The organism is Aliiglaciecola sp. SL4, from assembly GCF_041538045.1.
In the GTDB taxonomy this organism is placed as follows: domain Bacteria; phylum Pseudomonadota; class Gammaproteobacteria; order Enterobacterales; family Alteromonadaceae; genus Aliiglaciecola.
Window position 1 is genome coordinate 66,288 of the sequence record NZ_JBGOSE010000013.1, and the last position, 23,078, is coordinate 89,365.

20 protein-coding genes are annotated in these 23,078 nt (G+C 40.9%); 5 read left to right on the forward strand and 15 right to left on the reverse strand.

What is annotated here, in order from left to right:
* Positions 1 to 285 precede the first annotated feature (285 nt).
* Positions 286 to 630: an iron-sulfur cluster insertion protein ErpA gene (gene erpA / locus AB6T38_RS16180; protein ID WP_372548288.1), complete on the reverse strand. Its 345-nt coding sequence runs from the start codon at positions 628 to 630 to the stop codon at positions 286 to 288.
* Between the two features lie 78 nt (positions 631 to 708).
* Entirely contained in the window at positions 709 to 1,425 is a 717-nt protein-coding gene (locus AB6T38_RS16185) for a DUF6776 family protein (protein WP_372548289.1), read from the reverse strand.
* Positions 1,426 to 1,558: 133 nt separating this feature from the next.
* Between AB6T38_RS16185 and AB6T38_RS16190 the strand changes: the two genes are divergently transcribed.
* From AB6T38_RS16190 to folE, 5 genes are all read left to right on the forward strand, one after another.
* Positions 1,559 to 3,235: a chloride channel protein gene (locus AB6T38_RS16190; protein ID WP_372548290.1), complete on the forward strand. Its 1,677-nt coding sequence runs from the start codon at positions 1,559 to 1,561 to the stop codon at positions 3,233 to 3,235.
* 20 nt (positions 3,236 to 3,255) lie between these two features.
* On the forward strand, positions 3,256 to 3,684 hold the full coding sequence (locus tag AB6T38_RS16195) for a CopD family protein (RefSeq protein ID WP_372548291.1): 429 nt from the start codon (positions 3,256 to 3,258) through the stop codon (positions 3,682 to 3,684).
* Between the two features lie 97 nt (positions 3,685 to 3,781).
* On the forward strand, positions 3,782 to 3,964 hold the full coding sequence (locus AB6T38_RS16200) for a hypothetical protein (protein WP_348491195.1): 183 nt from the start codon (positions 3,782 to 3,784) through the stop codon (positions 3,962 to 3,964).
* Between the two features lie 215 nt (positions 3,965 to 4,179).
* Positions 4,180 to 6,213 carry an alpha/beta hydrolase family protein gene (locus AB6T38_RS16205; RefSeq protein WP_372548292.1) on the forward strand — a complete coding sequence of 678 codons (2,034 nt, stop codon included), beginning with the start codon at positions 4,180 to 4,182 and terminating at the stop codon, positions 6,211 to 6,213.
* Positions 6,214 to 6,392: 179 nt separating this feature from the next.
* The gene (gene folE / locus AB6T38_RS16210) at positions 6,393 to 6,947 is read left to right on the forward strand and encodes a GTP cyclohydrolase I FolE (RefSeq protein WP_348491197.1); all 555 of its coding nucleotides are present in this window, start codon (positions 6,393 to 6,395) and stop codon (positions 6,945 to 6,947) included.
* Between the two features lie 85 nt (positions 6,948 to 7,032).
* On the opposite strand, the gene glnG is transcribed toward folE, so the two are convergent.
* From glnG to nirD, 13 genes are all read right to left on the reverse strand, one after another.
* Positions 7,033 to 8,439 (reverse strand): nitrogen regulation protein NR(I), encoded by a 1,407-nt coding sequence (glnG, locus tag AB6T38_RS16215; protein ID WP_372548293.1) that lies wholly within the window; start codon positions 8,437 to 8,439, stop codon positions 7,033 to 7,035.
* A complete protein-coding gene (gene glnL, locus AB6T38_RS16220) occupies positions 8,439 to 9,512 on the reverse strand; it encodes a nitrogen regulation protein NR(II) (RefSeq protein ID WP_372548310.1) in 1,074 nt (357 codons plus the stop codon). The genes glnG and glnL overlap by 1 nt, the downstream gene beginning before the upstream one ends.
* Before the next feature lie 95 nt (positions 9,513 to 9,607).
* On the reverse strand, positions 9,608 to 10,123 hold the full coding sequence (locus AB6T38_RS16225) for a DUF4124 domain-containing protein (RefSeq protein ID WP_372548294.1): 516 nt from the start codon (positions 10,121 to 10,123) through the stop codon (positions 9,608 to 9,610).
* Between the two features lie 80 nt (positions 10,124 to 10,203).
* Positions 10,204 to 11,613, reverse strand: coding sequence for a glutamate--ammonia ligase (gene glnA, locus AB6T38_RS16230; protein WP_348491201.1), 1,410 nt, complete (start codon positions 11,611 to 11,613; stop codon positions 10,204 to 10,206).
* A gap of 306 nt (positions 11,614 to 11,919) precedes the next feature.
* Positions 11,920 to 13,158: an alginate export family protein gene (locus tag AB6T38_RS16235; protein ID WP_372548311.1), complete on the reverse strand. Its 1,239-nt coding sequence runs from the start codon at positions 13,156 to 13,158 to the stop codon at positions 11,920 to 11,922.
* A gap of 97 nt (positions 13,159 to 13,255) precedes the next feature.
* On the reverse strand, positions 13,256 to 14,110 hold the full coding sequence (locus tag AB6T38_RS16240) for an ABC transporter ATP-binding protein (RefSeq protein WP_372548295.1): 855 nt from the start codon (positions 14,108 to 14,110) through the stop codon (positions 13,256 to 13,258).
* A gap of 12 nt (positions 14,111 to 14,122) precedes the next feature.
* On the reverse strand, positions 14,123 to 15,088 hold the full coding sequence (locus AB6T38_RS16245) for an ABC transporter permease (protein ID WP_372548313.1): 966 nt from the start codon (positions 15,086 to 15,088) through the stop codon (positions 14,123 to 14,125).
* 53 nt (positions 15,089 to 15,141) lie between these two features.
* Positions 15,142 to 16,485, reverse strand: coding sequence for a CmpA/NrtA family ABC transporter substrate-binding protein (locus AB6T38_RS16250; RefSeq protein WP_372548314.1), 1,344 nt, complete (start codon positions 16,483 to 16,485; stop codon positions 15,142 to 15,144).
* Between the two features lie 400 nt (positions 16,486 to 16,885).
* Positions 16,886 to 17,974 (reverse strand): CmpA/NrtA family ABC transporter substrate-binding protein, encoded by a 1,089-nt coding sequence (locus AB6T38_RS16255; RefSeq protein ID WP_372548296.1) that lies wholly within the window; start codon positions 17,972 to 17,974, stop codon positions 16,886 to 16,888.
* Positions 17,975 to 17,982: 8 nt separating this feature from the next.
* Entirely contained in the window at positions 17,983 to 18,600 is a 618-nt protein-coding gene (locus tag AB6T38_RS16260) for an ANTAR domain-containing response regulator (RefSeq protein ID WP_372548297.1), read from the reverse strand.
* A gap of 169 nt (positions 18,601 to 18,769) precedes the next feature.
* The gene (locus AB6T38_RS16265) at positions 18,770 to 19,819 is read right to left on the reverse strand and encodes a glycosyl transferase family protein (protein WP_372548298.1); all 1,050 of its coding nucleotides are present in this window, start codon (positions 19,817 to 19,819) and stop codon (positions 18,770 to 18,772) included.
* A gap of 86 nt (positions 19,820 to 19,905) precedes the next feature.
* Positions 19,906 to 22,728: a molybdopterin-dependent oxidoreductase gene (locus AB6T38_RS16270; RefSeq protein ID WP_372548299.1), complete on the reverse strand. Its 2,823-nt coding sequence runs from the start codon at positions 22,726 to 22,728 to the stop codon at positions 19,906 to 19,908.
* A complete protein-coding gene (gene nirD, locus AB6T38_RS16275) occupies positions 22,729 to 23,076 on the reverse strand; it encodes a nitrite reductase small subunit NirD (RefSeq protein WP_372548300.1) in 348 nt (115 codons plus the stop codon). It lies immediately after the preceding gene.
* Between the last annotated feature and the right edge of the window lie 2 nt (positions 23,077 to 23,078).

The following is a 23,078-nucleotide window of genomic DNA, read 5'->3' on the forward strand; positions in this document are numbered from 1 at the left end:
TGTAAAATGAATATCAAGTCACCTTTTAGTTCAAACAACAAAAATGCTTCGCAACCTAAATTTAAGCTCACACTAAGCCAAACAACTTAATAAAAAGTAAGCTATTATTTTTTTAGCAAAATTAATCGATATAGAATTGATATTTGTAAAACAAAACATTGTATTTAAAACTAATTTTAGATGAATAATTTCCTGCGACGCACTTAAGTTCTAGGTTAAATAGTTTCGCTGTGCACACAAAAAAGCCAGCTTAATGCTGGCTTGTTGGTTTAATTTACTTTGAGATTAAACACTAAATGAAGAACCACACCCGCAAGTCGTTGTTGCATTAGGGTTGTTCACCAAAAAGCGAGAACCTTCAAGGCCTTCAACGTAATCGACTGTTCCGCCTACCAAATACTGTAAACTCATAGGATCAACTACTAATGTGACTTCGTTTTTATCGATAGTCATATCGCCTTCATTCACTTTTTCATCAAATGTAAAACCGTATTGAAAGCCAGAGCAACCTCCTCCAGTTACATAGACTCGTAGTTTTAGGTTTGGATTTTCTTCCTCTTCTATTAAAGTACGAACCTTTACGGAAGCGGCTTCAGAAAATTCAATTGGCACCGCCATTTCTACCGACATATATTACCTCTACCTTTACTAACAGGGGAAATACCCTATTTATGGACCAATTATCTAATACCTGAGTAATCTAATCAACTATTCTGTGCTGGTTTGTGTATTTTCAATCTTCCAATCAAAGGTTTTTTCCAATTTGCCCCGCTTTCGTTTGAATTGGAAAACTTCGGTTTTTACTAAGATCTTTTCCGGTGAAAAATTGTTTGGCAGAATCAACTCGCCGCGAATTGTTTGAAAATACTTGAAACTAAAGCTTAACTTGGAAGGCTCATCAGTGACTAGGTCAGACAAATTATATTGCTTAGGCTTACCGTTTTCACTACCCATAATTGTGACGTCAATAGAGCCTTTCACCACATTTTTAATTTTGTTTTGTTGCATCAACACCAATTCGAACCAGTAAGCTCGGTCACTTATTGATTTCTTAACCTCGAAAGCTTCAATTACAAAACCATCTTGTTCCAATTCTGGGGCCATGACTCTTTGATAGAATTGAATTTCTTCTTTTAGTTTCGCTTCTTTGGCTAGTCCTTGCTCAAGGCTAAGCTGTGATTTTTTCACCGCCTCTCTTTGCACTTCCAATTCCACGCCAAGTATATTTAACTGCTTAGTTAAACGTTGGTTATCCTGTGATAAGTTTTCTATTGTGTGCTCAAGGGTGCTGATTTTTGCCTTTTGACTGTCATAGTGAGAATTGCCATAGGTAAATGCAAAATAAGCGGTACAAATAAATAAGATCACTAAAACTGAATAGAATTTAAATGCACTCCAGGTTTTACGAATTTCATCAGGTATCACAAGGTATTTTTCCTAAAATAATTTTATCATTGTTTACAAGCACTTGTGGTAAGCTAATTTTAGCCTAAGGGTGCATCTTAAAATGAATACCAAACACCATTATTACCCATTGAAAGTATAAGCCCAACACATAATGACATTAAAATCTTTCAGACAGGAATTAGCAAATCCTCGCACATCAATTCAACTATGTATATTGGGCATAGTGGGCGGGATGAGTGCTGCGTCATTAATCATTTTATTTCGGCTCTGTGTTGAGTGGTTACAGTTAAGTTTTTTAGACGAATTAAACCGTTTCTCTGATCTAAATCCTTACCTACGCTTTGCTTTACCGATTGGCGGTGCGCTGCTAATAATCTTATTTGCCTTTTTAACTGGCTTTAAGCACTACCGAATGGGCATCCCCTTTGTAATCCATCGACTCAAGCAGCGCTACGGACATATCCCCTTTCGCACAACCATTAATCAATTTTTCGGCGGCATGATTGCTTTAGCCAGTGGGTTTGTTGTTGGTCGAGAAGGTCCTTCTGTGCACTTAGGCGCCGCAGGCAGTAGTTTTATCGGACACGGCTTGAAACTACCCTACAATAGTATTCGTATTTTATCCGGTTGCGGTATCGCTGCTGGAATTTCCGCATCTTTTAACACACCTTTTGCCGCCGTTATTTTTGTAATGGAGGTAGTATTAAGAGAATACCGTATCCATTTATTTATACCGGTAATGTTAGCCGCAGCATGCGGTTCACTGATGACCCGGGTGGTATTTGGGCAAGTTCACGAGTTATCTTTTTTATCTTTTCAATATATTAACCACTGGCATTACCCCTATTTAATTATTTTAGGAATTTCTCTAGGCTGTCTGGCCACCATATTCAATAACCAATTGATGAACGTGATTCGCCTGTTTAGACCTGTAAAAATGATATGGCGGATCTTGATAGCAGCGGTTATCACAGCAATATTTGGCTATTTTTTGCCTGAGTCCCTAAGTGCAAGTTTAGACACTACCCACTCCTTCGTAAGCGGTGAAACCACAAGCATGCTAGTGGCTATTTTAGTCGCCAAATTTATACTCGCATTGGTGGCCATTGGCTTAGGTGTCCCTGGCGGGCTGATTGGTCCAGTTTATGTGATTGGCATGCTTGCTGGAGCAGTGTTTGCCATTCCATTGGGCTTCGTTTTATCAGAAAATATTGATTACAATAATAGCTTTGCGCTACTTGGTATCGCGGGCATGTTAACCGCTGTTCTGCACGCACCACTTGCAGCCTTATCTTCGATTATGGAATTGGCTTACAATGCAGATATCATTTTACCCGCGATGTTGGTCATTGTGCCTGCCTATGTAACCTCTACGCAACTATTCGGAAACCGTTCAATATTTATCCGCCAGTTAGAATATCAAAAATTGCCATATAGTATTTCCCCCATCAGGGAAGCGTTACAGAAAACCGGTGTATTGGCAGTAATGGATACTGAATATAAATTATTTATCGATGCACCAGACAAGCACATAATGGAGTTCTTAGACACCTCTCCTAATCATCCAGTGGTGCTGCGTTCTTCGTTCGAAATTGATGTGCAGTATTCATTGGTACAATACGAATTAAGTTTAAACCACAATAGTGCTCCATTAGCGTATTTCGATATGGAAGGCGTTCCAAGTCAATCGACGTTGGCGGAAGTGTACGAAATATTACAAGTTAGTCGAGATGGTGCAGTGTATGTCTACGAGACGACTCCCTCGAGTATTGTCGGAGTAATTACCTGGAACAGCCTGCGTACATATTTACATCAGGAAAAGTTCTAACAAGTTTAAGAAGGCCTAAGATGTTATTTTTTTGGATAAAAGCGTTACACATTTTTTTTATGATTGCTTGGATGGCTGGGATTTTCTATTTACCTAGGTTATTCGTATATCATGCACAAACTAACAACCAAGACGTGCGCGATCAATTTAAAATCATGGAACGAAGGCTATGGTTTTTTGTTACCCCTTTTGCGGTGCTAACCCTGATTTTTGGCGTTATTTTAATTTATATGCATGGTGCAGAATGGTTTGCCGTTTCTAAGTGGTTGCACGTTAAATTGACGTTAGTCATATTCATTTATGGATATCATGGGTATCTCTATTTACAGTTGAAAAAATTTGCCAAGGATATTATCCCTCACTCATCACGTTTTTATCGGTTTTTAAATGAGACTCCAGTGTTGGTGTTATTTGCCATAGTGGCTTTGGCCGTGCTAAAAGCATTCTAATATTGGGGAAATGTAAACTATCGATTATATTTGCTTTACGCTGTTTCATTAGCCAATATATAGACAGTTAGTAATAAAGGATTGGAATAAAGACAAAATGGATGTCAGCAATCGGCAGCTCACTATGCTTTTAAATAAAACGGATTCTGCGTTTAAGTTACTTCGTGATAACCCTGATTCGGTTGAATATAACAATGCTTACGAAGAAGCTAAACAAGAACTCGACTATTACCTTCACAACATCCGCGACTCACTAAAGAAAAAATACAAAGACTTTTAACCTCCTCACTGACTCAATTTCACCACTAATTAGCGACTTAATCCCTGTCGTATAGGGTTTACGAATATATCCCTATAACAAAATACTATGTATTTTTAATTTACAAACTCCAGTGTCAACTTCTACAATGTTAACCGTGTTAACACTTTATTAACACGGTTAACGTTTTAGTGCTTAGTTTTAAGCCTCAAACTAATAGTAGTCATGGAGTGAATTTGAAACAGTTGGTTTTTTTGTTTGTTATTTTATCTTGCGCATTCCCTGTATGCGCAAAAAGCCCGTTGTCATTAGAAGACTTAAACCAGATACGTAAAGTGAAGACAGTGGCGTTTTCCCCCGATGGGCGTTTGACGGCGATCACTCTAAATTTGCCGGATGACAGCTATGATGGTATTGATTTAGTCAGTTTAAGAGAGCTTTATGTGGTTTCTAAAAGAGGAAGAATCTCACCTGTAATATCAGGTGGCAGACAATTAGGTCATGTAAAGTGGAATAAAGATAGTGATGCTTTGTATTTCTTAGCAAAAATGCAAGATGATAAGACCGTATCCTTATACAGTATTGCTATAGGTGACGATGAGCCTGTAAAAATTTATGCCGGTGAAACCGATATTAAAGGGTTTGATATAAACCAAGATAATGATGTGGCACTTGTCTGGGGATACCCGTCTGAAGATAAACAGCAAAAGCAGTTAAGCAATGCAGGATTCAACGCAAACGTATTTGGTGAGTCTGCTAAAAACGCTTCTTTATGGCGAGTGGGCTTACTCAATCAAAACAAAAATGCTCAGTTACTTTACAACCAAAGTCACGTTCTGAGTGCAAAATGGGTCCCTCAAACTGAACAAATATTATTACATCACTCCCCTAGTCCGTTTGCTGATGACGTAGTAATGGAGAGCGCAATTTCAGTATTGAAACCAAATGGTCAAATTCAGATTACCAATCTCCATCGCGGCAAGGTGGGCGGAATTAGTGTCTCTCCAAATGGAAGCCACTATGCATTTATTGGCGCAGAAGATCAGTCTGACCCCTCAGAGGGTCGGCTTTGGTTAAGCCAAATATCATCTCCTAACCCTGTAAATATACTGCCTAATTTTGAAGGACACGTCACTGCAATTAATTGGTTTAATCCAACAACTATAGGTTTTATTGGGGCTCAAAACCTAAGCACTTTTATTGCCAACAAAGACATCGAGGATCTGAAGAAGTCATATAGAGTAAGAGTGAAACACGAAGGTAAAATTAGTGCCTTAAGTGTTGATAGCAAAGGATACAATATTGCCTATTTAGCCGACTCTCCAGAGCATCCAGACGAGCTATTTATTAAGACCAAACATAGCAATAAAAGAATGACAAATTCGAATATTTGGCTGAAAGATAGGGCATTGCCAAAACAGACTGAAGTCTATTACACGGCTAGAGATGGCACCATTATCGATGGAATTTTAGTTGCTCCATTAGATGATTCTGGACCGAAATCATCGGCCATTATTTTCGTACATGGTGGTCCAGAGGCGCATTTTTCTTTGGGATGGAATAATAGTTATTCCTACCCTGTCGCTTATGCAGCAAGCAAAGGATTTTATAGTTTTTTGCCTAACTACAGAGGGTCAACGGGAAAAGGCGTTGCTTTTACTAAGTTGGGTCAAAGTGACTATGCTGGAGCTGAATTTGACGACCTATTAGATGCTCGAAACTTTTTAATCGAAGAATATGATGTTGATCCTTTGCGCGTAGGCATAACAGGCACATCTTACGGTGGCTACGCTGCGGCTTGGGCAGCAACCAAACAGCATGATTATTTTGCCGCTAGTGTTTCAGGAATGGGGGTATCCAATCAAATTTCAAAATTTGGTACGACCGATATTCCAACAGAAATGCTTAAACTACACGCTTTAGTTGCACCTTGGGAAGACTGGACATGGTATTTAGAACGAAGTCCAATTTATCATACTAAAAATGCAACAACGCCTCTTTTGTTATTACATGGAAGTGAAGATACAAGAGTTTCCCCGAGTCAATCAAAAGAGCTTTATCGCTATTTCAAGTCAAATGCAAATGCCCCAGTAAGGCTTGTTTTGTACCCTAATGAAGCCCATGGATTGGCGTTGGCACCTGCAAAATTAGACTACAGCATGCGATTGATGCGGTGGATGGAGCACTTTATTGTTCAGCAGAATAAATCAAAGCCAAACAAACAACTCCCCCATTATAACTTGCCTGAAGCTGAGCTAAGTAGCGAGTGAACTAAATACAAATCCTTTTCTAAGGTCGCATTGTAATTACCCTACTTGGATTCAGCTGGGTGAAAGTTACTTCATGTATTTGGTTTTTCTAGCATCCACATAATGTTATGATGCTGGGCTACCTAACGAAATTCGGCATTCTGAACAAGTCAGAATAATGCAAACGAGACCACGAATAGATGTCACAAGAACTACAAGACCATTATGCAAGCATCCTCCAACTTTTAGGAGAAGACACTGCCAGAGAAGGTTTGATTGATACTCCCAAAAGAGCGGCGAAAGCTATGCAGTTCTTAACCGATGGCTATGAAAAAGATATTCATGGCGTGGTAAACGGAGCCATTTTCGAAGCCGATACAGACGAAATGGTCATCATCCAAGACATCGAATACTACTCGTTGTGCGAACACCACGTGCTACCGTTTATCGGACGCTGTCACATTGCCTATTTACCAGATGGTAAAGTTCTTGGGTTATCGAAGTTTGCGCGAATTGTAGATATGTTTGCTCGTAGGTTACAGATACAAGAAGGATTGACCAAACAAATTGCTGATGCAGTTTTGGAAGTTACCGGTGCTAAAGGTGTGGGTGTTGTCATGGAAGGTAAGCACATGTGCATGATGATGCGTGGCGTGCAAAAGCAAAACTCATCAATGATTACCTCAGTCATGCTAGGTTCATTTAGAACCTCCCAAGCCACTAGAAACGAATTTTTGCGCTTAATCGGCAAATAAGTGTGCTTTATCTGGTCTAGTTTACTCGATAAAAAAGGCGCTTTTTGAAAGCGCGTTTTTTAGCTTTTGACGAAAACTGTCGAAGTTAAAGATCTAGTTCTTTTAACTTACGCGTTAAGGTGTTTCTGCCCCAACCAAGTTTTTTGGCGGCATCTTGTTTATGCCCATTGGTATATTGCAATGCTCTTTCTAGCATAATTTTTTCAAATTCATGGATGGCTTCATCTAAGATATTCTGACGACCCGAATGCAGTTGTTTATCAGCCCAACTAGCAAGTAATGTTTTCCAATCGCCTTCATGGTTGGCTGATTGGCTGTTTACAGGCTGGGTGTTAATTTCTGGTGGTAAATCATTGATTAAGATTTCTTGTCCACTGGCCATTACGGTTAACCAGCGGCACATATTTTCCAATTGTCTTACGTTACCAGGCCAGGATAACTGCGAAAGTACATTAGCTGCTTCTTTGCTCAGAGATTTTGCATCAACTTCTAACTCTTTCGCCGCACTGTTAAGGAAATGCCTAGCCAACAAAGGAATATCTTCACGACGTTGCGCTAAAGTTGGAATGTGAATTTTAATCACATTCAAACGGTGATAGAGATCTTCTCGAAATTTTCCATCAACAACTCGTTGTTCTAAGTTTTGATGGGTTGCGGCAATAATCCTAACATTAACACTTACCGGATTGTGACCACCTACTCGGTAGAACTGCCCATCTGCTAACACGCGCAATAGTCGTGTTTGCACATCCAGAGGCATATCACCTATTTCATCTAAAAATAGTGTGCCTCCATCTGCTTGTTCAAACCTACCTTGCCGAGCAGATTGCGCGCCGGTAAAAGCCCCCTTTTCATGGCCAAACAATTCAGACTCGATGAGATCAGCGGGAATGGCCGCCATATTCAGGGCGATAAAGGTATTCGTTTTGCGGGGACTATGACGGTGCAATGCTTGAGCGACTAACTCTTTACCAGTACCTGATTGCCCATTGATTAACACACTAATACTAGAGCGTGATAAGCGACCAATGGCACGAAACACTTCTTGCATTGCCGGAGCTTCGCCAATGATTTCGGTATCTTTCGCCTCAGGTTCTGCCTGTCTTTGTGAATTTTGTTCCCTTGAGTGTGCTAATGCGCGCTGTACTAAGTTTACCGCCTCATCAATATCGAAAGGTTTAGGTAAATACTCAAAAGCGCCACTTTGATAGGCATTTACCGCACTATCTAAGTCGGAGTGGGCCGTCATAATAATCACTGGAATATCAGGAAAGTGGCGATGTACTTCTTGCAGTAAAGTCATTCCATCCATTTGTGGCATTTTAATATCAGAAACGATGACTTCTGGTTGTTGACCAGAATGTAATTGCAAAAGTAAATCTTCTGGATTCTCAAAACTAAAACAAGGAATTTGCGCCGACTGCAACGCTTTTTGTAATACCCAACGAATCGAGCTATCGTCATCTACGACCCATACTGGTTCAGCGTTCATTAAATTACGTCCTTTTTATCTATCGGTAAATAAATTTTAAATGCGGTATGTCCGGGCCAGCTTTCGACATCAATTTTGCCTTTATGGTGGTCCACCAAAGATTGTGCAATGGATAATCCTAAGCCTGTGCCATTTGATTTCCCAGTTACCATTGGGTAAAACAGGGTATCTTTAAGCTCTACAGGGATACCTGGTCCATTGTCGATAATTTTAATTTGTGCGACTAATGGGTACTTTACGCCATGTATTGTAAATCGACGTTTGATTCGGCTTCGAATAATAATCTCGGGCTTTTCAGCACTTCCTTCCAAAGCTTGAATACTATTGGTAACAATATTTAAAACCGCTTGTTGCAACATATCTTGGTCTAAATATAGTTCGGGAATACTAGGGTCGTAATCTCGTTCTATGTGAATATTATGGGTCGCGTCCAGCTTTACTAAAGTGCGAATTTTCTCTAAAACTTTATGTATGTTGACCCAATCAAAATTCGGTAAAGAATTCGGCCCTAACAACCTATCGACTAAATTTCGCAATCTATCCGATTGGCCAATAATAACTTGGGTAAACTCTTTTAAATCTGGGCTATGCAGCTCTTTTTCGAGCAATTGTGCAGCGCCACGGACTCCGCCAAGTGGATTTTTAATCTCATGGGCCAAGCCTCGAATCAGCTCTCTAGCAGCTTGGAGTTGAGCCCACTGCTGACTTTCTTGACTAATTCGTTTTTGCTGCTCTATCACTTTAATTTCAAGCAATAGAGCAGGATTTTGTTCAAATTCAACTGATGTAACTGTCACATCAGTTAATACGTGTCGACCATCGGCAAAAGCAAATAAAACTTCGCCATCAGAAAACCCTTGTTCTCGTTCGATTGCATCTTCTAAGCGAGCAAAAGTTAAGCTGGAATGAGATACAAATTGAGTCAACGGAAAACCAAGTAATTGATTTTCTCCAAATTCGAGTATCGACTGCGCAGCTAGATTGACGTACCGGATAGATAGGTTTCTATCCAATACAAGCACGGCCGTAGCTAAGCTTTCCAAAAGGTGTTTATATTGTTCACTCAAAGAAATTTCACCCAATTACATTATTGCACCATGTTAGTGCACAACATTCACCCGTTAAAGTCAATGTCAATTAAGAAGCATGCTACAGGCTTCTAAAACGTTTAATTTGGATTGATTAACGTCGAAGCCTGGTGCATGTAAAACACTCTAGGTTTAGACAATGCAAGGATCTTGCCTGTATGGTGAATAAATTTTACTTGAATTGAATGTTCTCCTCGCACCACATTTTGTAGTTGAAAAGAAGGGGCTGGACTGGTTTGCACTAGCTCACCATCTAAGTAGATTTCGAATTTGCCATTACCTACTGGCTCGAGTTGCGCGCTAACCGATATTTTACCTGCATTATTACGAACAGTAGCTTTATCAGCTGGAGATAAAATTTTAAGCTGATACTCAGGAAACTCTATCTTAGTTCTTTTAGACTGTTTCCTTGCTCCCCCATTTGTTAACGAAGGCATGACTGTACTGTTGCTATTCTGTAAGTCCAGCGGCTGTGCACCACTTTGCGGCGTATCCGTATAGGTTATTGAACCGTCAGAATTTACTATTTTGTATAGCGTCTCCCCCGTTGCAGCGACGGTAAATAACAACAGCGGAATCACAATGGTCTTTTTCATACACTAGAGTGTAGCCTTTTCCAGAACAAAAAAAAGCCCGCAATAATGCGGGCTCGTATAAAAAACAATAACTATAGCAATTAGCAGCTGTAGTACATGCCAAATTCTACTGGGTGAGTAGAAGAGTTAAGTAACTCAACTTCTGCAGATTTAAGCTCAATATAAGCATCAATCATGTCATCAGTCATAACGCCACCAGCAGTTAAGAATTCACGATCACTATCCAAAGCTTCTAGCGCTTGTTCTAATGAACTTGCAACAGTTGGGATTTCAGCCGCTTCTTCTGCAGGTAGGTCATATAGATCTTTATCCATAGAATCGCCAGGGTGGATCTTGTTTTTGATTCCGTCAAGACCAGCCATTAACATTGCAGTGAATGACAAGTATGGGTTACCTGTAGGATCAGGGAAACGTACTTCGATACGACGAGCTCGTTCACTGTTCACGTGAGGAATACGGATAGATGCAGAACGGTTACAAGCAGAATATGCTAGCATTACCGGTGCTTCAAACCCTGGAACCAAACGCTTGTAAGAGTTAGTAGAAGCATTAGTGAATGCGTTAATCGCACGAGCATGCTTAATAATACCACCAATGTAGAACAAGGCGTCTTCAGACATACCAGCATATTTGTCACCAGCAAATACGTTTTTACCGCCTTTGCTAATTGATTGGTGAACATGCATACCTGAACCATTATCGCCTACTAGAGGCTTAGGCATAAAGGTCGCTGTTTGGCCATATGCATGAGCTACGTTGTGTACTACATACTTATAGATTTGAACTTCATCAGCTTTTTTAACTAGCGTGTTAAACAAACAAGCGATTTCGTTTTGACCTGCTGTTGCCACTTCGTGGTGATGAGCTTCAACAGTTAGTCCCATTTCTTCCATAACAAGACACATAGCAGCACGAGTATCATTTGATGAATCAACTGGAGGTACTGGGAAGTATCCGCCTTTGATACCTGGACGGTGACCCATGTTGCCGCCTTCAAACTCAGCGCCTGAGTTCCAAGAAGCTTCTTCAGCATCAATTTTAAAGAAAGAACCTGACATAGTAGTGCTATATTTCACGTCGTCAAACAAGAAAAACTCTGGCTCTGGACCGATATAAACTTCGTCACCAATTCCAGTAGATTTTAAATATTCTTCAGCGCGACGAGCCACAGAGCGTGGGTCACGGTCGTAACCTTGCATAGTAGAAGGCTCAAGTATGTCACAACGAACGTTAATTTGTGTTTCTTCTGCAAAAGGGTCTAGAACGACTGTTTCTGGATCAGGCATAAGTACCATGTCAGATTCATTAATGCCTTTCCATCCAGAGATAGAAGAACCATCAAACATTTTACCTTCTTCAAAGAAGTCTTCAGTTACTTGATGAGATGGGATTGAAACATGCTGTTCTTTACCTTTGGTATCGGTAAAACGTAAATCAACAAATTTCGCTTCGGTTTCTTTGATAAGGTCTAAAGCCTTTTCTACTGACATTGTGTCCTCCTGAATATAATCAAAGATTATGGTATTTTTCAAACTTGCAATACTAATTGCTTAACTAAGCGATTTTCATGCCATATACATGATGCCCCTAAAGTGCCTGTTCTTTCGTTGAAAAGGTGAATTAACAACTCAATCCCGACGATTTAATGCACCAAATAAGGTCAACAAGACCCAATTTGGTGCATTGGTGGTTTATAAGAGCAACTAGTATAGCCAGATTAACCTAATAACAATTAGATAGAAGCATTATTTTGATATTGGCTATTACTAACTTTTTCACAAAAGAGTGCATTCTATTTAAAACTTCGCACCAAGCCACAACCAAAGTTTGTCTGTATCAGCGCGCCCGCTTTCTCCAGAGTAACTTGCGTACTTAATTCCCATGGAATAATTAGCCGACACTTTGTAGGTATACTGTAGGTCAATTTCATTACCAAGATCGTCGACAGACTCTGTAGCTTCGTCTGCGTCAAAATCATGATAGGTTGCCATCAAGCTTCCACCAGCCACTTTGCCAGATAGAGATACCGATAAATCAACTAACCCTTGAGCAGGCGTGCCTAGAAATACATCAGCCCAACCATTAAATTTATGCAAGGTTGCCAAAGGAGTAGAAAACCCATAGTTACCCTCATCAGACCCTAGTAGTTCGTAACCAACTTTTGCTGTAAAACCAGAAAATAAAGCGCCGGCTTCTAACATCAAATAATCGGCATCAAAACTAGTAGTCGCCGAATCACTACTTTGAGTTGCATATTCAGCGGTGTAAATAAGTTTGGTATCACCTACTAAGCTATTCCCTGAAAAACGTATACCAAAGGTATCTAATGAATTTTCCACATTATTATCCACTTCAAGTAGATACCCATATGCCGTTATTTTTCCAATAGATGACTGATAAGAGGCATTAAGTAGATGGTCTTTAGCATCTAAATCGGCGGCTTCAGCAAAAATTCGGTTGCGCTGAGTTAAATATGCGTATTTTAATGAGAGCCCTTTAGTTGGGTTGTAACCGAAGCTTAAACCATCGAATGTTTGACGGTCCTGACGCCAGCCCACATGCCCAACAAAACGATGATTGTCCATGGTAATAACCTGACGCCCAACTTTAGCGGTAAATTCGTCTGTTGAATATTGGACATAACCTTGATCAAGTTCGGTATGCTCAGGATCCGCAATCACGGAATAGATCCCCGAGTTATAACCTGTTGGTCCGACCGTATAATCGCCCTGCCCTAACACTATGCGAGTATCTTCCACTTCAATCATGGCTGAAAAATTCTTATAACTAGCTGATTTATAGCTCAACAAAGTGCGCAAGGTAAGGGCACTGGCATCTTCCACCCCATTGTCTTGTTCAACTGATTCATAACGCAGTAGAAAATTAGCGTTCGCTGTGCCATTTGCCATAGCTTCAGTCACGGTTTCTGCGGCATTTACAGACAGGCTAGATACACTCATTAACGCTAGAGTAATTGCAACATTAAGTGGTTTTTTTGCTATAGATTTCATCGTCGTTTCTCTTATTTTAGACATGACTTTGCCGAGACCTTGGCTGGCTGATAAGCTCATTAGCACAAACCTAGGTCGTGGTTTACATGGTATTTAAAGGTTGATGTGTTTAAATTTTGTCTTAACCTGTTTTTAAGCTTCCAGCGAGTCCGTTGGTCCCTTTACTTTTACGATGGGCTTCCACAGACTCGACCTTTCTCTGTTTTTCGTATAAAAATTTGAGAACTTCATGTCGATAATGGTTGTACTGAGGGTTATCAGCTAACTCAATTCGATTTCGTGGTCGCTCTAATTCTACCGATAAAATTTCGCCGATAGTTGCCGCTGGGCCATTAGTCATCATCACGATGCGATCTGAAAGAAGCACCGCCTCATCCACATCATGGGTGATCATAATTACGGTATTGCCCAGTTGACTGTGAATTTCCATCACGGAGTCTTGCAAATGGGCGCGGGTTAGCGCATCTAGAGCACCAAAAGGTTCATCCATTAATAAAACTTTAGGTTCCATTGCTAATGCTCGAGCTATCCCCACGCGCTGCTTCATTCCACCAGATATTTCCGACGGTAATTTATCTGCAGCATGACTCATATGAACGAGTTCAAGGTTGTGCTCGACCCATTCTTTAATTTCCTTTTTAGAGCGTCCGGTCTGGGTTTGCTTTACGGCTAACTCAACATTTTTATAAGCTGACAACCATGGAAGTAACGAGTGATTTTGAAATACCACTGCTCTTTCAGGACCGGGTTCATTCACTTCCTGTCCTTCAAGTATCACTCCGCCAGTGGTGGCCTGATACAATCCGGCGATTAGGTTCAATACCGTGGATTTACCACACCCCGAGTGACCAATTAAAGATATAAACTCGCCTTTTTGAATTTTTAAATTCACATCTGTCAATGCCGTAAAAGGCCCTTTAGGCGTGGGAAAATCTATTGCTACTTGGGTTAGTTCAAGTTGATGTTTAAATGTCATGTTCATTTCCTCTTAGCGTAAAGTCGCTGATTTATCCCAACTTACCCATTTCTGAAGTTGCAACATCAATCGATCAAGTATGAAACCTATGATGCCAATAGTGAGCACGGCAACCATGATACGAGCTAAAGATTCAGAGCTTCCATTTTGAAACTCATCCCAAACAAACTTTCCAAGCCCGGGATTTTGCGCCAACATTTCGGCCGCAATCAACACCATCCAACCAATGCCTAGTGAAAGACGTAAGCCGGTAAAAATTGCGGGAATTGAAGATGGCATGACAATTTTTATCACATGCTGCAAAGGATTTAACCGCAGTACCTTACTCACGTTAATAAGGTCTGTATCGATACTCGACACACCTACAGCAGTATTAATTAGCGTTGGCCATAGACAACAAAGAGCCACTGTTGCTGCTGAGGTAATGAAAGACTTCGCGAACATTGGATCCTCGGAAACATACACCGCACTAACAACCATGGTGACTAGAGGCAACCATGCAAGAGGCGAAATAGGCTTAAACAACTGAATTAATGGATTGATTGCGGCATAAGAAGATTTGCTTAATCCACATAATATACCTAAGGGAACCGCAATCAGTGAGGCCATTAAAAAGCCGATCATAACGGTATAAAGGCTTGTCCAAATCTGTTCAAAGAAAGTGGGCGCGCCAGTGAAAGCGCGAATCTTAGGTTGATAGTTGGGATCTTTGGCCATCCTTTCAGCATTACGTTTATGCTGGCGTTCGTAAAAAGCTTCGGCTTTATTTTGCTGCGTATAATGTTCATCTACTAACACTTTTGCCTGTTGCCAGACAGCGGTGGTACCTGGAAACTGCCCCAATGACGTATCAATATTTTTAGCTAGTACATTCCATAGGCCAATAAACACAACTAGCCCAATTACCGGCAACATAATTGTTTTCAGCCATCCAGTTAGCTTTGCGAAATCAATCCTCGATTCCTTCTCAGTGATCATGGGAATAGCGGCTTGTTTAGACATTTTCGTTCTCCGTCCGGTTAACCTAAGCCTTACAGCTTAGTGTTACCTTTAATCCCAATAGTGAATTTTTCCAAATAAGCATTTGGCTGAGTACCGTCATAAACAATGTTATCTATAAAGTGTTTCTGAGGGGATTTGTAGCCAGTTTCAGTGGCAAACTCAGGAAAATCTTTTGGGTCAGCCTTGCCTTCTGCAATAAGTGCTTTAGCAGCCTGTGCATAGATGTCTGGACGATAAACTTGCTTGGCAATATCATTATACCAAGAGTCAGGTTTTTGTTCGCTGATTTGGCCCCAACGACGCATTTGCGTTAAGTACCAAATGGCATCACTATAGAATGGATAAGTGGCGTTGTAACGGAAGAATACATTGAAATCTGGGACCTCTCGTTTGTCGCCTTTTTCATACTCAAAGGTTCCCACCATACTATTGGCAATCACCTCGGCATCCGCTCCAACATAATCACTTTTAGCTAAAATTTTCACAGCTTCTGGACGGTTGGCATTATTGTTTTCATCTAACCATATAGCGGCTCGAATCATCGCTTTAACCACACGAATATGGGTATTTGGATTCTCTTCAGCCCATTTTTTACTAACCCCAAATACTTTCTCTGGATTATCTTTCCAAATTTCATAATCGGTGACAACCGGCACCCCAATACCTTTAAATACCGCCTGCTGATTCCAAGGTTCACCAACACAGTAGCCTTCAATTGTGCCGGCTTCCATAGTGGCAGGCATTTGTGGAGGCGGAGTGACCGATAACAAGGCATCGGCATTAATCTGTCCACTAGTATCACCTTGATGGGGCGCATAATATCCCGGATGAATATTACCAGCAGCGAGCCAATAACGAAGTTCATAGTTGTGGGTTGATACCGGAAATACCATTCCCATTTTGAATGGTTTACCGGCATCTTTGAAACTATCAATGACAGGTTTTAAGGCGTCGGCTTTTATAGGGTGTACAGGTTTCCCATTTTCGTGGGGAATATGGTTCTTCATTTGACGCCAAATATCGTTAGAAACGGTAATTGCATTACCATTTAAATCCATGCTGAAAGCAGTAATGATATCGGCTTGAGTGCCATACCCTATAGTTGCACCTAAGGGCTGACCGGCAAGCATATGGGCACCGTCTAACTGACCATCAATAACTCTATCAAGTAATACTTTCCAGTTTGCCTGCGCTTCTAAAGTGACATATAACCCCTCATCTTCAAAAAATTGCTTCTCGTAAGCAATGGCAAGGGGGGCCATATCGGTTAATTTAATAAACCCAAATTTCAGTTCTTCTTTTTCTGGATAACCCACCTCTTTAGCATGCAAACCAGTACTACTAATTACTGCAGCTATTGGGGCTAAAATCATTGTTTTACGAATCGACGATAACAACGTAATAACAATATCCGACCATTTTGTTCGAGACATAATCCACTCCGAATTTTTTCCAAAAAAAAACCCACGTCAACTCCAAAAACTTGAAGTTCACGTGGGCTACTTTGCCGTATCAAATAACTGCGACTGTGCAGACAAATGATATTATGTTAGATGGACAACGCTTAGATTATTATTTTTGCTTTAAGCCTTTGTCTCGAGCGATATAAAGCACGACTAGTGCCAACTTTTATTATTCATTAATATCAATAACTTAGAGAGAACCACCTATTAAGTGGCACTCATATAAAACCATTGTAGTGCAATTAGCACAAAGTTTTTGCTTCATAAGAGTGCTCTCCACTCACTTTTAGTTTTTTATCTTGAGAAGCCTTTAATCAAATTTTTCTAAAAGTGGCGCGATTTGAGCGTAGATATCACTTCGGTAAATACGTTCAATACAGCCGTTGGTTTCGATACCGTCGGGTATCTGTCCACTGCTTTGTATTTTTTGTAGCAGCCACTGACCATATTCAACATCCGGATTATTCACGTCATTTCCATCGACAGTGGTAGAAAACTGATTATACGATGGCACTGAACGTGGAGAAAATTTCGCTTGGGTCAAACAGCTACCTAACAAAGAAGGGGTTATGACTTCTAAAGGCTCACCTAGGAAGCCTTGTTGACTCATCATTACCGCGGTTTCAAAACGATTAGGTACAGAGTCGAGCCAAATACAGGACTGTTTCAAAGCGGCACAAACGGCTAATACTGTATTGGGGTTAGTTTCCACAAATGACGACAAAAAACCTAATACCTTTTCGGGGGAGTCTTGCCATATATCAGAAGACGTTACCACTGTTGCGCCGAAACTGCCACGAACCGCTTTGGCATTCCAAGGTCCGCCAACACAAAACCCGTCGATATCGCCGCTTAACATTGTATCAACCATATTGATCGGCGGTACAACACTAATATTCACGTCGTCAAAGGTAATCCCACCACTTAATAACCAATCTTTGAGTTGATAGTGATGGCAACTGTAAGGAAATACCGTAGCAAATGAGAGTTTGCTTTTATTTTGCTGAATTCGATAATCAATCACATTTTTTAGCAGCTTGGCATCTAAAGGAAACTCTAGCTGAAAGATATTGTTTACCGATAGAAGCTCTTGAACCAAAGCTTCAGACAAGGTTATACCATTACCGTTTTGACTCAAAACCATAGGGGTAACGACATGAATCGGTGCAACTCCCAGCCCTAAGGTACTGGCAATAGGCATAGGCGCAAGCATCTGTGCTGCATCCAAAACACCCGCGTGCAACTTGTCACGTAAGGTTGCCCATGAGTTTTGCTTCTGCAAGGTAACGTCCAATCCCCAGTGTTCAAAATATCCTAAATTTTTGGCTACCACAAAAGGCGCGCAATCAGTTAGGGGGCTAAACCCAAGGGTTAATTGTGTTTTTTCAAGTTTCATCATGCTTTACATTACAACGAGTTAAACATCGATATTATGGTTTTGGCCACATCATCTAATTTCTGACCAGTATCCATTGCTGTTTTGCGCATGGTATGGAACGCTTGGTCTTCACTGATATTTCTATTTTTCATGAGAATACGTTTAGCCTGGTCAATATTTTTTCGGGAATTAAGTTGCTGTTTAGTATCACTTAGTTCGGTTTTCAATTTTTGAAATTCACGGAATCTAGCGACAGCGGCATCTAATATAGGTTTCACTCTATGAGGCTCGAGATCACCGACCACGTAAGCACTTACACCAGATTCAATACTTTGATTAATGGTATCGGTATCTTCTTCACTGGAAAACATCACTACAGGCTTAGGATCAATATTTTTAATAGTATGCAAACTCTCCAGAATGTCACGGCTAGGTGACTCAATATCAATGACTATAATATCTGGTTGTAGTTGATCCACTTGCTTTAATAAAGTACCTGAAGGACTAGCTAAATGACTTATTTGATAACGAGAATTACCCAGCGCAGTGGTTACAATTTCTGCACGATGGGTATTTTCATCAATTAACAGAATTCGTAATTTTTTTGCGCTTTGAGCTAAACTTTTATTATTTTCATTACTCGCCAAAACACATTTCCAGCTTTAAATTGAAAGGATTACTATGGGTAAATATTGTCACAGCAATCTCCACACCATAAATATTAAACCACTAAAATCAATAACTTAGATTTACTCATTTAATAAACTAACGTAAATTCCAATATTATTTGTGCAAACGCACCAACTTTGTGCGAAATTAATGAGCGTAATGTTTACCTGTGGTATCAAATAACGACTTAGCAACTGTTTTTTGCTCAATGGTGCCAGGCCAGCTCTTATTGCGCATTGACCATAAAGCTTTGGCTTGATTAAGGGCTTCTGGCCATTCAAGATTTTCCATCAACACAAGCATAACCCCCAAAGTACCCAATACCGCATCCTGTGCATAGGTATTCTCTTTGCCTTGCCAAAAATCTATTAGCTCACTAGGGACAAGTTGACGAGGTTTAGTCACGCGAGTTTCATTAAACGCGGCGACATTGACCACTTTAGATTCAGTTTTTCGACAAATATGTAAAGCTACATCTCGCTCGGGGTTAAACTCAACTTCCCCCCCCTCTCCTCGAAAACAAAGCATATTTGGATCGTTTAATAATGCCGATGTTAGTCGATGCTTCTCATCCACCTGACGATGAAACACCCCTTGAAGGCTATGCTCTGCCTTTGACGGGTTAAGAATTCGCGCTAGGGTATTTGCACAAGAACGCAGTCCGAATTGTGCGCGTAATTGAATGATCTTATCGAGTTGTGGATTAACTTGTTCTAATCCCATATAACTAAACCCGTGACTTGCTAGCTGTTCAGCAACCATTTGCGTAGAAGTTGCGACTTCAAAACCTAGGTGTGGCAACACTTCATTTAAATACAGTCGCTTTGAATCCGGTTCTGTAGTGCCGTGCAGAAAAATACGTTTTCCTTGTTGTGCTAAAACTAATACCGCTAACAAGAACCAAGGCAACTGCCGTCTTTTTCCCGCGTAACAACCCATGTCTAAATCAACATGTAAAGCATCTAGACCAGTAATAGTATGTTGTCGAAACGCCTGGGTAAAACCCGCTAATTCCTCTGATGTTTCCTCCCTGACTCGTAGCAACATCAGAAATGCACCTTTTTGCTCTGGCGTCACGCGCTCTTCAATAACCATAGTCATGGCATCAAATGCTTCTTGCTGGGTTAATGTACGTCCAGCTCTTTGGCCTCTGCCAATGATACGGATAAAATCTTTAAAGTCCTGTTGTTCGTTCATTCGAGTAATCTACCTTAGCCAGCTATGATTATTATAATGAGTGCTGGGATGACAAAGAGTGTAAATTTAGGAGCGTAAAATACATGTTATGTGCCAGTTTGCAAAGGTTTAAGTTCAGCATCAAGGATGGTTAAATTTTCCTCAAAAATATGACTTTTGACTAGCTGCTTTAACTCAGTTTTACATGAACCACAATTGGTGCCGCACTTGAGCTTGTCACCTAATTTATCAACCGAGTCGCAACCTTGTTTTATGGCATCGACTATGGTGTTTTCACCGACTTTAAAGCAACTACAAACTAACCTTCCTTGGGCAAATGCAGGATCAGGTGTTGCCCGCAATAAAGCAGACTTTTGTTGGTCATCTAATGTCGATTGCTGTAACAGGCTATTAATCCAATTTACATCCATCATTGGAGCATTAGCATCCGCAAATAAAACTAAATCTATTAGGCCATCACGAAGAGCAAACGTATTTCTTATCTCACCACCATCACTTTTGTGCTGAGATGAAAACCATTCCGTGCACAATGGTAAATTCACCTGCAATTCAGAGACCACGTCAGCATGGTTTGAAGCAAAATAAACTAAATGCCCCTGCTCGATAGGGACTTCAGTCCAATATTCGGCTACCTGATTCAATAAAATATGATTCAGCTTATTACGGCTAAACAATTGGCCGTGGGCGGAGAAGTGACATAAATTAACGTTAACAGCAGTGTGTTTTAACTCGGGTTGCCCAGAGATATCATCAGTTGCATCGGAATAAAGTGCTGCAACGGCTGAACTTGATGAATTTGAAGCACTCCAGTGAATGGGGACAAACAACTCTCCTCGGCGTTGTTGTTTCTGCAACTTGACGGGCATGACTACTTTTTGTGTGCTGTCATTTTCTAGGTACTTAGCGGAAATGGCGGAACTTAGCACCACAAAATCCCCCTCACTAATCCCCTTAGATATAGCGTCTAGCGGGTGCATATGTACAAAGGCGCGATCAATATGACCAGTTAATTCTGCGGTTTTTCCCGTTCGCGTCATGGTATGCCATTGATCTCTAATCCGACCGCTATTCAAGACAAAAGGAAAGGCTTCACTTGTGGTGACTTCTGGCGCTTTGGGTTGTAAGGCTATGAATTGGGCTTTTTTAGACGCGGTAAAAAACTCACCACCAGCAAATAAACGAGCGGTTCCCTCAGGATTGTCTTGGGTTATTGGCCATTGAATTGGTTTTAACCTGTCATACTCTTTTTCACTTATATTCTGTAATGCAGATAAATCTAGGGCTCTACTGCCGGCGTTTTGATAAGCAGTTAAGCCTGCGTGCTCACGAAATATTTCAGATGGATGGGCATAGTTAAACCCCTGCTCGAATCCCATAGCTTTGGCTACATCACAAATAATTTGCCAATCATGTTTTGCAAGGCCCGGCGCTGAGAGAATACCTCGTTGTCGAGAAATACGACGCTCTGAATTCGTTACTGTGCCATTCTTTTCAGACCAACCCGTAGCAGGAAGTACAACATCCGCCATGGCTAGGGTGTCATTTTTGGCCACACAATCCGACACCACAACAAACTCACACTTTTCCAATGCACTGGCGATTTTGCCTCTATTTGGCATGCTCACCATAGGATTGGTTGCCATGATCCAAATGGCTTTAATATTGCCTTTATGCACTTCATCAAACATATCCACGGCTTTGAGACCAATGCGTTTTGGAATCGCTGGAGACTGCCAATACGACTGAACAAGTTGTTGATGCTGTGGATTATCGATATCCATGTGTGCCGCTAGCATATTGGCAAGTCCACCCACTTCCCTACCACCCATTGCGTTTGGCTGACCGGTGAGGGAAAAGGGGCCACAACCTTCTCTACCTAACTTGCCGCTGGCCAAATGACAATTAATAATACTGTTGGCTTTATCGGTTCCAGAACTAGACTGATTCACGCCCATGGTATAAGCAGAAATAGTCCGCTCAGATTGGGCAAATAATTGGTAAAACGCGGCAACATCTGTTGCCGGTATATCACAAACTTGCGCAACCTTATCTATGCTCCATTCTTTTGAGCACACTAATGCAGCGGCAAAACCTTCGGTGTTGGCATTGATGTAATCTTGGTCGAGTTTGTTTTCTTGTTGTAAATAATTGAGTAGCCCGTTAAATAAGGCGGTGTCTGTGCCAGATTTTATACCTAAATGTAGATCTGCTATCTCTCCGGTGCCAGTTTGGCGAGGGTCAACGGTCACGATTTTGATGGCGGGATTTAGCTTTTTAGCCCGCTCAATACGTTGAAATAAAACCGGATGAGTCCAGGCCGCATTAGATCCAATAAAGACAATGAGGTCAGCAAGCTCTAAATCTTCATAATTACAGGGGACTGCATCTGCTCCAAATGCACGTTTGTATGCAGAAACGGCGGACGACATACACAAACGTGAATTGGTATCGATATTCGCAGTACCAATGTAGCCTTTCATGAGTTTGTTCGCCACGTAATAGTCTTCTGTCAATAACTGACCTGATACATAAAACGCCACAGCATCAGGGCCATGCTCAGCGATAATTTGCTTAAACTTGCTAGCAACGTGCTCAGTAGCTTGATGCCAATCTACGTCTTGGCCTTGGATTTTAGGGCTTAATAAACGCCCATCTAATCCATTGGTTTCCCGCAGTTTGCTGCCTTTAACGCATAATCGACCAAAGTTCGCTGGATGGTCCGAAGTGCCGTTGACTTGTTTTATTTGCTTCTGCCCACCTACGCTAGATTTTTCTATCTGAACATCAACACCACAACCAACGCCACAATATGGGCAAGTTGTTTTTGCCAGTGTTGCAGACGGTTGACATTGAAGAAATAGATCTTTGTCGGCTGCAACGAGGGAGCTAAGTGGGATATGAGCACTCATTTAGTTCACTAATTGAAGCTGGACTTGATGATCAACAATACGAGCTGGGTAAACGGCAATTTGAACACTTTGGTCATCAACACATTCACCAGATTTCAATTTATAACGCTGCTTATACAGGGGTGATGCAACAAAGGGTTCATCCTTTACCGAACCCACTAATCCACGATACATGACATTTGCTTTACCGATGGGATCCCAGTTGCTCATGGCATAAAGATGTTGTTCATCTCCCTGACAAATTTTGAAGATAGCCACTTGAACATCGTCGATAAGGGCGCAAACTCCCGAATTATCAACCAAGTCATTAGGTTTACAAACGTTAATCCAGTTATCATTCATGCTCATAA

Excerpts from the sequence above, each read along its gene's own strand:
- nirD (WP_372548300.1), bottom strand. The coding sequence starts at position 23,076 with ATGAGCATGAATGATAACTGGATTAACGTTTGTAAACCTAATGACTTG.
- AB6T38_RS16265 (WP_372548298.1), bottom strand. The coding sequence starts at position 19,819 with ATGAACGAACAACAGGACTTTAAAGATTTTATCCGTATCATTGGCAGA.
- AB6T38_RS16240 (WP_372548295.1), bottom strand. The coding sequence starts at position 14,110 with ATGACATTTAAACATCAACTTGAACTAACCCAAGTAGCAATAGATTTT.
- AB6T38_RS16270 (WP_372548299.1), bottom strand. The coding sequence starts at position 22,728 with ATGAGTGCTCATATCCCACTTAGCTCCCTCGTTGCAGCCGACAAAGAT.
- AB6T38_RS16190 (WP_372548290.1), top strand. The coding sequence starts at position 1,559 with ATGACATTAAAATCTTTCAGACAGGAATTAGCAAATCCTCGCACATCA.
- AB6T38_RS16225 (WP_372548294.1), bottom strand. The coding sequence starts at position 10,123 with ATGAAAAAGACCATTGTGATTCCGCTGTTGTTATTTACCGTCGCTGCA.
- folE (WP_348491197.1), top strand. The coding sequence starts at position 6,393 with ATGTCACAAGAACTACAAGACCATTATGCAAGCATCCTCCAACTTTTA.
- glnA (WP_348491201.1), bottom strand. The coding sequence starts at position 11,613 with ATGTCAGTAGAAAAGGCTTTAGACCTTATCAAAGAAACCGAAGCGAAA.
- AB6T38_RS16200 (WP_348491195.1), top strand. The coding sequence starts at position 3,782 with ATGGATGTCAGCAATCGGCAGCTCACTATGCTTTTAAATAAAACGGAT.
- erpA (WP_372548288.1), bottom strand. The coding sequence starts at position 630 with ATGTCGGTAGAAATGGCGGTGCCAATTGAATTTTCTGAAGCCGCTTCC.
- AB6T38_RS16250 (WP_372548314.1), bottom strand. The coding sequence starts at position 16,485 with ATGATTTTAGCCCCAATAGCTGCAGTAATTAGTAGTACTGGTTTGCAT.
- AB6T38_RS16195 (WP_372548291.1), top strand. The coding sequence starts at position 3,256 with ATGTTATTTTTTTGGATAAAAGCGTTACACATTTTTTTTATGATTGCT.
- AB6T38_RS16245 (WP_372548313.1), bottom strand. The coding sequence starts at position 15,088 with ATGATCACTGAGAAGGAATCGAGGATTGATTTCGCAAAGCTAACTGGA.
- AB6T38_RS16235 (WP_372548311.1), bottom strand. The coding sequence starts at position 13,158 with ATGTCTAAAATAAGAGAAACGACGATGAAATCTATAGCAAAAAAACCA.
- glnG (WP_372548293.1), bottom strand. The coding sequence starts at position 8,439 with ATGAACGCTGAACCAGTATGGGTCGTAGATGACGATAGCTCGATTCGT.
- AB6T38_RS16255 (WP_372548296.1), bottom strand. The coding sequence starts at position 17,974 with ATGATGAAACTTGAAAAAACACAATTAACCCTTGGGTTTAGCCCCCTA.